General features: G+C 55.1%; 9 protein-coding genes. 7 read left to right on the forward strand and 2 right to left on the reverse strand.

What is annotated here, in order from left to right:
- Window positions 1-333: 333 nt before the first annotated feature.
- On the reverse strand, window positions 334-1,248 hold the full coding sequence (locus tag FE783_RS02675; RefSeq protein ID WP_138877788.1) for an AraC family transcriptional regulator: 915 nt from the start codon (window positions 1,246-1,248) through the stop codon (window positions 334-336).
- A 192-nt stretch (window positions 1,249-1,440) separates the two neighbouring features.
- On the opposite strand from FE783_RS02675, the gene FE783_RS02680 reads away from it, so the two are divergent.
- From FE783_RS02680 to FE783_RS02700, 5 genes are all read left to right on the forward strand, one after another.
- Window positions 1,441-2,427, forward strand: coding sequence for a Gfo/Idh/MocA family protein (locus FE783_RS02680; protein WP_158301590.1), 987 nt, complete (start codon window positions 1,441-1,443; stop codon window positions 2,425-2,427).
- A 25-nt stretch (window positions 2,428-2,452) separates the two neighbouring features.
- On the forward strand, window positions 2,453-3,505 hold the full coding sequence (locus tag FE783_RS02685) for a Gfo/Idh/MocA family protein (protein WP_138877790.1): 1,053 nt from the start codon (window positions 2,453-2,455) through the stop codon (window positions 3,503-3,505).
- Window positions 3,506-3,507: 2 nt separating this feature from the next.
- Window positions 3,508-4,374 (forward strand): sugar phosphate isomerase/epimerase family protein, encoded by an 867-nt coding sequence (locus FE783_RS02690; protein WP_138877791.1) that lies wholly within the window; start codon window positions 3,508-3,510, stop codon window positions 4,372-4,374.
- A 63-nt stretch (window positions 4,375-4,437) separates the two neighbouring features.
- The gene (locus FE783_RS02695) at window positions 4,438-5,349 is read left to right on the forward strand and encodes a GNAT family N-acetyltransferase (protein ID WP_138877792.1); all 912 of its coding nucleotides are present in this window, start codon (window positions 4,438-4,440) and stop codon (window positions 5,347-5,349) included.
- A gap of 172 nt (window positions 5,350-5,521) precedes the next feature.
- On the forward strand, window positions 5,522-6,814 hold the full coding sequence (locus tag FE783_RS02700) for a neutral/alkaline non-lysosomal ceramidase N-terminal domain-containing protein (RefSeq protein WP_138877793.1): 1,293 nt from the start codon (window positions 5,522-5,524) through the stop codon (window positions 6,812-6,814).
- A gap of 439 nt (window positions 6,815-7,253) precedes the next feature.
- Here the strand turns inward: FE783_RS02700 and FE783_RS02705 are convergent, their stop codons facing one another.
- On the reverse strand, window positions 7,254-9,518 hold the full coding sequence (locus tag FE783_RS02705) for a helix-turn-helix transcriptional regulator (RefSeq protein WP_138877794.1): 2,265 nt from the start codon (window positions 9,516-9,518) through the stop codon (window positions 7,254-7,256).
- 346 nt (window positions 9,519-9,864) lie between these two features.
- On the opposite strand from FE783_RS02705, the gene FE783_RS02710 reads away from it, so the two are divergent.
- Together FE783_RS02710 and FE783_RS02715 are read left to right on the forward strand one after the other, a co-directional pair.
- Window positions 9,865-11,535, forward strand: coding sequence for an extracellular solute-binding protein (locus FE783_RS02710; RefSeq protein ID WP_138877795.1), 1,671 nt, complete (start codon window positions 9,865-9,867; stop codon window positions 11,533-11,535).
- A gap of 136 nt (window positions 11,536-11,671) precedes the next feature.
- The gene (locus FE783_RS02715) at window positions 11,672-12,568 is read left to right on the forward strand and encodes an ABC transporter permease (protein WP_138877796.1); all 897 of its coding nucleotides are present in this window, start codon (window positions 11,672-11,674) and stop codon (window positions 12,566-12,568) included.
- The last annotated feature ends 126 nt before the right edge of the window (window positions 12,569-12,694 follow it).

Consider the following 12,694-nt stretch of genomic DNA (forward strand, 5'->3'; position numbering starts at 1 on the left):
CCCCGCCCGATGTTGAAGCGCTGATTCGCAAAAACATTTTGCCGATTCGACCCATTCGTCCAGGGCAGAAGAATACGCGCAAAATCCGCTGGAAATCAGTCGTTAGCTTCGTCTACAGAGTAGCATAATTCCGTTCACATGAACATTTTTTAAGTGGATATTCCATCCGCTTTGTTTGCTGTACGCTTTTTCCTTGCTGGCACCAAAAAAACAAACGGCACAGGGCTTTTTCCCATGCCGTTTCCAATTCCATTTTTATTCCTGGTCTTGTCTTTGAGCTTAACTTAATGACATTGGCCGAATGGCCTGGCTTTTCCATGAATATCGTGGGTCTTACATTCGCGCCTTCATCGTTTTTAAATATTCGGACGGCGCCATGCCCGTCGCTTTCTTGAACTGGCGCGAGAAGTAATGGATGCTCGAATAGCCGAGCCTTTCCGCGATTTCCGTCACGTTGCACGTTTCCTCGCGGATATATTGTCTGGCCCGCTCGATGCGCATCTTGCCGATATACTCGGTGATCCCGGAGCCGGTATGCTCCCGGAAGACGGCGCGCAAGTGGGTTTTGCTAAGGGCGAATTCGGCGCATACGCTGTCGAGCGTAGGATGATCCAGCAAATGGGCGTCCAAATAGTCCACGATGCGTCCGATCAGGTCGCGCTGGCCTTTTTCCTTCGTAATCGAAGACAATTTCGGTTCGATCGACCGATTCTGGTTATTGCGGATCAGCCGGATGAGCAGCGCTTCCAAATAAATTTTGATCAGCTGCTCGGACCCGAATTCCGGCTTTTCCTTTCTCGTAAGCGGATGCATCGGCTTCTCGGACTTCGGCGCCAAGTAAGGCTTCGCGACGGGAAGCTCGAACAGCTTGTTGCCTTCCTCGATCAAGAGAGACAGCAGTTCCCGCTCACTGTTGCCGAGACGAAGCGCCTTATGAGTGAAAAACTGCATCGCTTCGGATTGGCAGTCGAACGAAATAATGAAGATGTTCGGCGGCGTGATCCGGTTGCATCTCAGGGCGTGAAATTCGTTCGGCGAATAAAACACCATTTCTCCCTGCTTCAGATGAAACGTACTGAAATCGGTCGTAATTTCCAGTTCGCCTTTGTCGCAGTATAGAAATTCCCAAAAATCGTGCTGCTCGCCGCCATACGCATAATCTTTGTTCAGCTCGCTGTAATGGAACGAATAAATTTTGTCTATGGATATTTGTTCCCTGAGCAATATATGCCGGTATCGCTTCTCCACGACTCCCCATCCTTCTTTCCAGACCTGTCATAAGCTTATCGTAAGCGCCGGGTACGATCGTGTCAATAAAGTGCAAACAGATCGACAAAAATGCAAATTTTTCGTCGTTTATGCCAAAGCTTTTCCGTTCCGTTCCCCGGTATGATTACGGTAGAAAACGGTTACCAACCGACAAAAAGGAGAGGGATTGCAATGAATAAAATTCGTACGGCCGTAGTCGGCCTGAACATGGGACTCGCTCACGCATACGCTTACAAGCTGGCGGAGCGCGCGGATCTTCGCTGGGTTGTCGATTTGGACGAGGAGAAAGCCGCGAAGGTGGCCGCCGAGCTCGGCTGCAATTATACGACCGACTGGACGAAAATTCTCGACGACGTCGATGCGGTCAGCTTGTGTACGCCGCACCATCTGCATGCGCCGCAATCGCTGACGGCAATTGCCGCCGGCAAGCACGTTCTGCTGGAGAAGCCGCTGGCCAATTCGGAGGAAGATTGCCTCCGCGTAGTCCGCGCGGCTGACGAGAACAACGTTACATTGATGCTCGCCTTCGTCGTTCGTTTCTTGCCGGCGATCCGCAAGCTCAAGGAAGCGGTAGACAGCGGCAAATACGGCGTGCCGATCAGCGCTCAAGGCTGGGTGGAAGCGTTTCTGAACCCGGTGCCAGGTACATGGTTCTCCAACAAGGAAAAATTGGGTGGAGGTTGTCTGTTCAGCCACGGCTGCCACTATATCGACATTTTGCTCTATTTGCTCGGCGAACCGAACCGGGTTTCCCACTTCGGCACGCGGGTAGGAACCGACTGGATGGAAGGGGAAGGCACATCGCACGGCATCATCGAATTCAAGAGCGGTGCGCTTGGACATTTGGTGACGAGCTGGGGCATGAAGTACAAGAAATCGCCGGCCAAATTCCAAATTCATTTGACGGAAGGCTTCCTGGAGCTGGACAACAGCATGTGGAAGGTGACGGCGATTTCCAAGGACGGCACCGAGACGCTGTACGAACGTCCGGCCGAATATCCGAACCGCCAAGGGCAGAACGTCTTGTTCGAGATCGAGCACTTCCTGGAAAGCATCGCTACCGGACAGCGTCCGGAAACGGACGGCTATGAAATTTTGAAGTCGCACCGGACCATTTGGGCGATGTACGGAAGTCAAGGAGTTCCGGTTACGGTATAACGACGGACATAAGGAGGCAATTTTCATGAAGACGATTAAAGTAGGAATTATCGGGTGCGGATTGATGGGATCGCTCCATGCCCGCACTTTGCATACATTGCCGGGCGTGAAGGTTGCGGCCGTGCACAATCGGACGAGGGAAAAGGCGGAGGCGCTGGCGGCCGAAGTCGGAGCGACCGTCTATGATTCTTATGACGCATTGCTCGAACAAGACTTGGACGCGGTTTGGGTCGCGACTCCCGATCACCTGCACGTGGATGCTTCCAAGAAAGTATTGGAGTCGGGCAAGCATCTGTTCCTGGAGAAAGCGCTAGCGACTTCCGTCGCGGACGGCGCGGAAATCGTGGCGGCAGGCGCCGCCCACCCGGAATTGAAATCGATGGTCGCTTATCCGCTCCGTTTCTCTCCCGCTTTCCGGGCGATGAAGGAGACGGTGTCGCGCGGCGATGCGGGCAAACCGATTCAAGCGTGGTCGATGCGGACTCATTTCCTCGATCCGAACCAACGCGTGTACGACAAATACCGCGATCATTATTACGATACGCCGAGCTGGTATTTCGACGACGTTACGGCAAAAGGGCCGATTTTCTCCCACGGCTCGCACGATTACGACCTGCTCACTTGGATGTGCGGTGAAGTCGAGTCCGTATTCGCATACGGCGGTACTTACTTGCTTCCTCCGGGCAGCGTAGCGGACGCATTCACCGTATCGCTTCGCTTCGCGAACGGCGGTATCGGACAAGTCAGCACGCCTTGGGTAACCCGGGTGGAATACGACATTACCGGTGTCGCGACCGAGAATTTGACCGTAGTGAACAATAACGGCCAACTGCTCGTGAAAGACGATAACGGTCCGGAACGCAAAACATCGTTCTCCGACAACGACATGTGGGTACGTCTGAACGGCCACTTCATCGATTGCGTACGCAATGACAAGCAGCCGCTCATCTCGCTTGAGGACGGCTTGCGCGTAATCGCCGTATCCGAAGCGGCGTACCGTTCGCTCAAGGAGCGCCGCGAAGTGGCGGTCGATTATTCCGCGCTGCGGAGCGCCGCGCGGACAGGCAGCGGGGTGTAACGATGAAGCCGTCTATCAAGCTGGCATGCATGAGCTGGATTTATATGAAGCACCCGTTCGAGCGGGCTTTGGAGTCGATTGCCGCAACGGGGTACAAGTACGTATCGTTCGGCTTGCCGCACGAAGGCAAGCCTGCGTTCGACGATAGCGCGGAAGGAGAAGCGGAGCGCATTTCCGGGCTGCTCCGGCGTTACGGGCTGAAGCCCGTAACGCTTGTCAGCACGGATGTGCTGTCGCCAAGCCAGCCGATCGAGAAGGCGATAAGCCGGTTGGAATTCGCCAAGGCGATCGGAGTCGACGAGCTGCTGTCGCTCGGAACGACGAGCTACAAACGGTTTCCGGATGAACCGAAGACCGAAGAAGAAATGAAGCTGTTAAACGACGCCTTTGCCGAGAAGTACCGCCGGATCGGCGAGGAAGCCGGGAAGCGCGGCATCGTGGTGACGATCAAGCCGCATACGGGCAACACGGCGACGGCAGCGGTCATTGCGGATACGCTGCGAACGATAGGGTCGCCGCATATTCTCGGAAGCTACGATCCGGGTAACGTACGGTTCTACGAAGGCATCGAGCCTTCCGAAGATTTGCCCGCCATCGCGGCGCAAACCGTGTCCCTCGTAGCGAAAGATCATCGCGGGAAGCGTGCGGAATTGGACTTCCCGATTCCGGGTGAGGGGGACGTCGATTTCGCCTCTATATTCGCCACATTGAGGTCCGCGAACTTCTCGGGACCGGTCGTCGTAGAACGGCTGGACGGAGCGAACGGGGAATTCAGTGCGAACAGCCCGATCGAGGTGCTGGATGAGCGTGTCAAGGCGGCGCGCATCAATCTGGAGCGTCTGCTGGCAAAGGCAGGATTCGAGGTATAAGGAACGTCAGTCAGGGCGGTAATTCCGTTAAAGTTCCTAAGGCTCACACGAGGGGGAAGGCGCATGGGGTCTGAGGTGCAGAAGACCGTGGAAATACGGCGGCTGGCCGACTGCACGTTCCGACAGGCGGTCGAGCTGTGGAATCTCGGATTTTCCGGTTATTATTCCGATATGTCGACGACGATCGAGAAATTCGTACCGAGATTGGGGCGGGAATCGATCCGCCCCGACCTCTCGGTCGCCGCTTTCGTGGATAGCGAACCGGCCGGCTTCGTGCTGGTGGCCAAGAAGACGGTGGACAGCGTCGACATCGCTTGGAACGGGGGCACGGGCGTCAGTCCGAACCATCGGGGCAAAGGAATTGCGAAGCTGCTCATGCGCGAAGCGGTAGACGCAATGCGCGAGAGCGGAGCGGCCATGGGGCTGCTGGAAGTCGTCCAGAAAAATGCGGGCGCGATTGCCGCTTACGAAAGCTCTGGTTTCCAGATTTGCGACGGATTGATCGGTGCGAAGCGGACCGGTCCGCTAACCGGTGCAGTTCCTTCAGAGGCCGCGCTTTCCGCCGAAGGGTACCGGATCGGGCAAGCGAAGCCTCATCAGCTCCCCAAGCTTTCGTTCTTCCGTCACGAAACGGCTTGGTCGGCGGCCTGGTACAATCAGAGAGAAGCCGACGGCATTGTCGTATTCGACAAGGAGGGCGCCGTCGGCGCCTATGCGCTTGTCCGGAAGTCTTACGGGGACAACGGCAAGCTGACGGGTGTAACGCTGTATCAGTGTGCGGCCGATCGTTCCCGATCCGATGCGAAGGCGTTGCTCCATGCGGCACTTGCGGCCGCTTTCGGTCCGTTCGGGGACGATTGCGCGAGAGTGACCGACAATTTGTCCATGTCCGATCCGGCTTTGACGGAATGGCTCGAAGCCGCCGGATTCCAGACGCTTTATACGCAATATTTGATGACCTTGCAGCTCAGATGATGCTTACGAAGCCAGCTTTTGCTTGCGCAAAAGCGTAGTTGATGCTTACGAAGCGAGCTTTGCTATCGCAAAGCTCAGATGATGCTTACGAAGCTAGCTTTTGCTTACGCAAAAGCTTAGTTGATGCTTACGAAGCAAGCTTTGCTATCGCAAAGCTCTCAGGAGGAGCGCCATGATTAGAGCCGGTATGTCGGAAGTCGATATTACGCCCGCACTTGGAAGCGAAATCCCGGGGTATTTCGGGCCGAGGCTGGCAAGCGGAATCAAAGATCCGCTGTACGTGAAATCGCTTATCGTTGAGACCGATAACGGAGCGGTCGCCTTCATCGTATTGGACTCCATCTCCGTCCCGAGGCCGACCGTACAGGCGATCCGCAACCGCGTACAGGCGGAGACGGGCATCGACCAGGCCGGTATATTCGTATCCGCAACACATACCCACACGGGAGGTCCCGTGTCTACCGGCTTCGGCTGTACGGAGAGCCCGGACTATTTGGCATGGGTCGCGGACAAAGCCGCGGACAGCGCTCTGCTCGCTTACCGCTCCTGCAAGGAAGCGAAGATCGGATTCGGCCGCGGGCATGAGGCGGACATTGCGTTCAACCGCCGGTTTTTCATGAAGGATGGCACGTTCCGCACGAATCCGGGAATCGGCAATCCATTGATCGACCGGGCAGCGGGACCGATCGACCCCGAGGTTCTCGTCATGCGGATCGACGATGCAGACGGCAATCCGATCGGCGTCGTCACGAACTACGCATGCCATACCGACACCGTAGGCGGGTCCGAGCTTTGTGCCGATTTTCCGGGAGAGCTCAGCCGATTCGTCAAGCGCGAGCTTGGGGAACGAACGGTCAGCCTGTTTCTGTTCGGAGCGTGCGGCAACATTAACCATATCGACGTATCCGGCAGAAGACCGAGGGATCCGGAGCATTACCGGTGGATGGGGCGAATTTTGGGAGCGGAAGTGGTTAAAGTCCGCGATAAAATTATCGTCGGCGGCGAAGTGTCGGTATCGGCACAAAGCGGGGAGTTTACGGTCGAACTGCGCAGTCCGACGGAAGAGGAAATCGCAGCTGCGGGGCGATATTTGGAGAGCGGTGCGCAGGACGTGCGGGAAACGACTTACGCCCGGGAAATCCGAAGAATCGCGGCGGAATGTCTCGTGGCGTCGACGACGGTCGAGGTTCAGGCGATGCGGATCGGCGAGCTGGCGGTCGTCGGGCTGCCCGGCGAAATTTTCGTCGAGTTCGGCTTGGATATCAAAAGGCAATCGGCGAGCGCCTATACGATGATCGATACGATGTGCAACGGTACGATTCGCGCCTATATTTGCACCCGCGAGGCGCATCGTCAAGGCGGTTATGAGCCGAGAATGACGTTCCGCAACCGGTTTCCCGAAGAGACGGGCGAGCGGCTGGTCGAAATGGCCGTGGAGTTGCTGGAGCGTCTGGACGCGAAGTAAACCGAGTCATACGAACAAAAAGACCGTCCGGGGGAAAATGCCCAGACGGTCTTTTGGCGTGCAGACCATATGTCAGCGCGTTTGGACCCCGCTTCAACTGCTGCCCGCAGTCATGTTGTCTAATGAGATTCGGCGATAATGATGCGACTATATTATGAACAATGAACCATATTTGCTTATTTCTGAACCTCATTACGCTATTTGGCTCCACTTCTCGTCAATCGGAGGAACAATGAACCTGGAGTAACTAATACTGAACTTTAGTTTAGTAATAGTGAAATTTGGATCGCTGTATGCCGAATTCGCCCGTCCGGCAAGCGATTAGCGCAATCAAGTTCAGTAATAGCAAAGCTTGGTTCGTTCAAGCCAATATCCAATTTGCTGTCTACCCTGTAAAATCGCATCCACCCATTCCATCGGAGTACTCTTTAAATATGTCTCATCCTTGTCCTCCATTTCCTGCCGCCTCCTCTCCCCCGAACCGGTGAAGGCGGCGATATTCACCCGGCGGAAGCCCGGTTGCCTTCTTGAACATGCGAATGAACGAGTTGACGTTGAAATATCCGACCTTCTCGGCCACCTCCTGGATTTTGCAGTCGGATGACTGCAGCAGCTCCTTCGCTTTTTGCATGCGCAAATCGTTCAAATAATCGGAGAAGTTCAATCCCGTCTGATCCTTGAACAGCTTCGAGATGTAACCGGCCGACATGTGAAGCCGCTCCGCCACCGATTCCAGCGAGATGTCCTCCTGGTAATGGCGATGCAAATAATCGATCAGCACCTGTTTGGCCGGGTGGCAGTCTTCCTTCTTCTCGTGGATCAAGGCGGTCGCCTTGCCCAGAAATGCTTCGAAGAAGTTCGTAAAGTCGCCGATGCTTGCGCACGACTGCATATCCTCATAGGGCGACAGCTCATCGAAAATGCCGCTAATATCCAGGTTCATCGCGATGAGGACGGCCATCGTCTTTGCGGTCACTTCTTTGGCGAAATCAATGTAATGCGCCGCCGGCGAGCTTTTCCGCTCCATCAGGCCGAGCACCCGCTTGACGATCTCGATGACGGCCGGTTCGTTGCCGGTTTGCAGATGGGCCGTAAATTCCCGCTCCTGGGCCGGCATGAAACCGATGCGCACCGCTTGGGGAATGTATTCGAGGACGATTTCCGTATCCCCGTTCAGCTTGCGCTGCTGCACCATCGCCCGGGCCATTTCATAGGCCGCCGTAAATCCGGTAGGCTCCCGCAATTCCGGATGGTACGCGATCGTCAGGAAGCAGTACGCTTTGTCGCGATCGAAAACCGTCTTTATAAATTCCAGCGTACGGATGAGCTCGTCGGCGGGCTTATCGGTAAAAACGAGCGTCATGATTTCATCCTTCTCGGCTTGCAGCGTAATCGTATCGGGGAAACGCTCGGATACGGCCGCATCGATATATTCCTTGATCAGGAAGGCGGCCCGCTCCGGCTTGACCGACAGCGCCTGGCCGAATTGGCGGGTAAGCGTAAGCTGGAACAGCACGAGAAAGAACGGTTTGTTCGTATCCGCCAGATGGTTGTCGGCCGAGTAAATATTTTTCAGCTTATTGATAAAGCCGACTTGCCGAAGCTTCACCGTTTTCTCGTTCAAGTCGCTGTGGATGTCGCGGTTCAGCCGCAGGATGCCTTTGATTTTGTCGTGTATAAAATTGAACTCGTCGATTTTGCTGCGCAGCGGGCTGTCCGGATCGGCATGCTCGATCGTGTCGATAATCGTGCGCACGGGCGTATTGAAGCCGACGCTGACGATGACCGAGATCGCGACGCTCATCGCCGCAGCCAGCGCCAGCACGGCAAGCAGGACTACCTTGAGCCGGGACGCTTCCTTCGCCAAATTCTCGTCGGAGATGACGTTGACGTAGGTCAGCCCGGTCTGGCCTTTCGTATAGAAATAGTAGCTGTTGTCGAGATTGAAAAAATCGCTTTTGTCCGTAAGCTTGTCGCCTACCCGGTCCGGAAGCGGTTCGTCCGTCGAACGGTAGAGCGGCCGGCCTTGTTCGTCCAAGACGTAAAACCGTTTGTCGATGGAGCTGTGGAAGGCGCGGAACATTTTATCCGAATCGAGGAGCACCGCGATATACATGGCGTCATTCATTTTATTGCGTAGCACGAGCGGCATATAAGTGCCGGTACGGTTGTAGAGTGCATCCGCGAATCGGGATTGCGGAAACAATCGGAGCGTCTCCGTAACATTCAACTGCTCGAGCCAGAACAAAGGTCCGTAATCCGGGCTTACGTAGGCGCGCACAAACGTTTCGTCGGTCCGCCCGGGTCCGTGCCTGTCGATGACGAAGCTGTTTTTGCCGAACTGCATGACGATGTTGTCCATGAACAGCAGCTCGTTGTTCAAAATGTTGCGAATTTCCTCGACGACGAGATTGACCGGCTCGAATTGCTCGGCATTAGCCGATTCGGACAGCAGGACGACTTTCGGGTTGAAATACAGTCTTGTGATCGTGCCTTGAACGATGCGGATATGGTTCTCGTAGCGCTCGGCGGTCACTTCCACGTTTTGCCTGTTGTATTTGATCACTTCCGCTCGTATATTTTCGCTGAAGTAGGCGAAGGAAAACAGGTTGAAGGAGAGAAGTAACAAGATGACGGAAATGAATCCGCCCAGCAGCTTGATAAACAGCGAGTTCCGTTTCAGCTTGAACTTTACCGGGATCATTATCAACGCCCCTTTCCAACGATGCCCCGTCAGCTTGAAGCCGCCGCACACGAAAAGAAAAATAGACAGCGCTTACATTTAAGCGGTTACGCCTTCCTTTCAATATTATACTATTGCTTAACGGAATCAATATTCAATTGTTCATCGGATATGCAATATCGGTTATTAGCGGCAAAAGGGTATTGTGAGCAAAACTACGGATGGAGGCTGCGGCTTATCCCGTGCGATGATGGGGATACGGCGGGAAGAAGACGCCGCTTTGCACCGGTATCGAAAGGGGGACGGTAAGCCACGGAAAAGGAGAAAACGAGAGAGAGCCATATGACGAATTGGGAGGTTGACAAGCATGACTAAGACGGGTGCATGGATGCTTGCCGGAATGCTTGCGGTGACGGCGGCCGTATCCGGCTGCGGCGCAGGCGACGGGAAGAAAGCGGATGAGGGCGGAAGCAAGACGGCGCCGCCGGTCGATACGAAGACGGTGGCGAAGGGGATGCCGAACAAATTCGAACCGCCGGTGAAACTGAGCACGGCCAGCTTCAACTACGGGGTGCCGAAGTTCGCGCAGGGCGACGATATGAACAACAACCCGTGGACGCGCTATTTGAAGGAAACGGCCGGGATCGAAGTGAATACGGTGTGGGACGGGCCGCGCAAGGAGCTGGAGCAGAAGCTGAATCTGATGATGGCGTCGGGCGACATTCCGGACTTTTTTCTGGCGACTCCGGATCAGTTCGCTCAGTTGAACAAGGCGGGACTGCTGCAGGATTTGACCGATGTGTACAAAAACTTCGCCACGGATAACATCAAGCAGGTGATGAAGGACGCCGGACCCGAACCGCTGGAAGCGGCGACGATCGGTGGCAAGCTGATGGGGCTGCCGTTTACTGGCGTAGCGAAGGAATCGGTCCCTGTCGTATGGATCCGCGAAGATTGGATGAAGAAGCTCGGGCTGTCCGCGCCGAAAACGATGAACGATTTGCTGGCGATTTCGGAAGCGTTTACAACAAAAGATCCCGACGGCAACGGCAAAAACGATACGTTCGGCTTGTCTCTCGATAAGGACATCAGCATCATAAACGGGTTCCTTAACGGCTTCCATGCCTATAAGGGCATCTGGATCAAGGACAAGGACGGAAAGCTCGTCTACAGCTCGACCCTGCCGGAAATGAAGACCGCTCTGGTAAAGCTGCAGGATATGTACAAAGCCGGGCAAATCGACAAAGAATTCGGCGTCAAAGATTCGCCGAAAGTAAACGAAAGCTTCGGCAGCAACAAGCTCGGCATTTACTACGGGGCTTTGACGGCCGGCTTCGCGCCTCTGTCCGTACAAACGCCGAAAGTCCGCTGGCTGCCGTTCGCCGTTCCCTCGATCGATTCCCAGCCGGCCAAGCTGCAGCACGGCTTGAATATTTTCAGCGGATTCTGGGTCGTCAAGAAGGGTGTGAAAAACCCGGAGGCCGTTCTGAAAATGGCCGACATCTGGCTGCAGCTGTTCTACTTGAATACAAAGAGCGACATCTACGACAAATACAATGACAGCAAGGGCATCGCCCATTGGACGAACGCCCCGGTCAAAATATACAAACCGTTCAAAAACGCGGAAATATCCGTCCATCTCGAGACGCTGCTGAAAAGCTCGACGAAGGCCGACGACGCGGCGCTCGCCAAGCTGACGCCCGAGGAGCGGGGCGAATACGCGCGTATTCTGGAATACCGCGCAGGCACCAGCGATTCATGGAAAGAAGCTTCCCGCAGCGATTCGTGGGGCTCCGGACCGATCATCAACAACGTCTACTTGAAGGAAAACCGGTTCATGCCCGACCAGTTCATTACCGTGCCGACCGCGAGCATGGTATCGAAGAAAGCGAACCTCGACAAGATGGAGCTGGAAATGTACACGAAAATTATACTCGGCGCCCCGCTCGACTCGTTCGATACGTTCGTCAAAGATTGGAAGCGGCTTGGCGGCGACGACATCACGAAAGAAGTGAACGAATGGTACTCGAAAAAGTAAGGGAACGGACAGCGCGAAGAAGCGGGAATCCCGCTTCTTCGTCACCCCGCGTATTGCGGGCGGATACGGATGTCCGCTCGGGCCAGGTTAGAGGCTCCAATGTGGATTCCGCCATTCTCTCGGGAGGTTATCGCGCATGATTCGTAGACTGAAGTCGGAATGGCCTCTCCATCTGATGCTCTTGCCGGGACTTGCGATCATCCTCGTGTACAGCTACGGCCCGATGGCGGGCATCGTGATGGCGTTTCAAAACTTCGTTCCGGTGTTCGGCTTCTGGAAATCGGAATGGGTCGGGTTCGACAATTTCACTTACGTGTTCAGTTTGCCGGACACGATGAAGGTCGTCTGGAATACCGTGGCGATCGCGCTGATGAAAATAACCGCAGGTCTGATCGCGCCGATCGTGACCGCGCTGCTGCTTAACGAGGTCAGGGTCAAATGGTTCAAGCGGAGCGTACAGACGCTCGTGTACATGCCCCACTTTTTGTCGTGGATTATCGTGGGAGGCATATTGATCAATATTTTGTCCCCTACGCAAGGGATCGTCAACGAGGTTTTGTCGTGGTTCGGCGCCTCTCCCGTCTATTTTCTCGGGGACAACCACTGGTTCCGCTTCGTGCTCGTCATCTCGAACGAATGGAAGGAGTTCGGCTTTGCGACGATCGTCTATTTGGCCGCGCTTACTTCCATCGATCCTTCTCTCTACGAAGCGGCGGTTGTCGACGGCGCCGCAAGATGTCGGCAAACCTGGCATATTACGCTCCCCGGCATGCGTCCGGTCATCGTGCTGATGGCGACGCTCAGCCTCGGCAGCGTGCTGAACGCGGGCTTCGACCAAGTGTTCGTCCTATACAGCCCCCAAGTGTACGAGACGGGGGATATTATCGATACGATGGTATACCGGATGGGGCTGCAGCAAATGCAATACAGCGTGGCGACGGCGGTCGGGCTGTTCAAATCGGTCGTGTCTCTGCTGCTGATCAGCGTATCGTACTGGCTAGCTTATCGGTTTGCCAATTATCGGATCTTTTGATTCTCCCCCCAAAAGTGAAGCCATTCTTCGCAGCGTATTCCGGTACTTTTGGGGGAGCCCTCTGTTTTGATGTCAGCTTTGCTCCGCAAAGCTTAAGTTTATGCTTACGAAGCCAGCTTTGCTTCG

This window comes from Paenibacillus mesophilus, assembly GCF_005938385.1.
Classification (GTDB): Bacteria; Bacillota; Bacilli; order Paenibacillales; family NBRC-103111; genus Paenibacillus_AB; species Paenibacillus_AB mesophilus.

Bases quoted from the DNA above. Each gene is read 5' to 3' on its own strand.
- FE783_RS02680 (WP_158301590.1), top strand. From the start codon at position 1,441: ATGAATAAAATTCGTACGGCCGTAGTCGGCCTGAACATGGGACTCGCT.
- FE783_RS02685 (WP_138877790.1), top strand. From the start codon at position 2,453: ATGAAGACGATTAAAGTAGGAATTATCGGGTGCGGATTGATGGGATCG.
- FE783_RS02690 (WP_138877791.1), top strand. From the start codon at position 3,508: ATGAAGCCGTCTATCAAGCTGGCATGCATGAGCTGGATTTATATGAAG.
- FE783_RS02695 (WP_138877792.1), top strand. From the start codon at position 4,438: ATGGGGTCTGAGGTGCAGAAGACCGTGGAAATACGGCGGCTGGCCGAC.
- FE783_RS02700 (WP_138877793.1), top strand. From the start codon at position 5,522: ATGATTAGAGCCGGTATGTCGGAAGTCGATATTACGCCCGCACTTGGA.
- FE783_RS02705 (WP_138877794.1), bottom strand. From the start codon at position 9,518: ATGATCCCGGTAAAGTTCAAGCTGAAACGGAACTCGCTGTTTATCAAG.
- FE783_RS02710 (WP_138877795.1), top strand. From the start codon at position 9,865: ATGACTAAGACGGGTGCATGGATGCTTGCCGGAATGCTTGCGGTGACG.
- FE783_RS02715 (WP_138877796.1), top strand. From the start codon at position 11,672: ATGATTCGTAGACTGAAGTCGGAATGGCCTCTCCATCTGATGCTCTTG.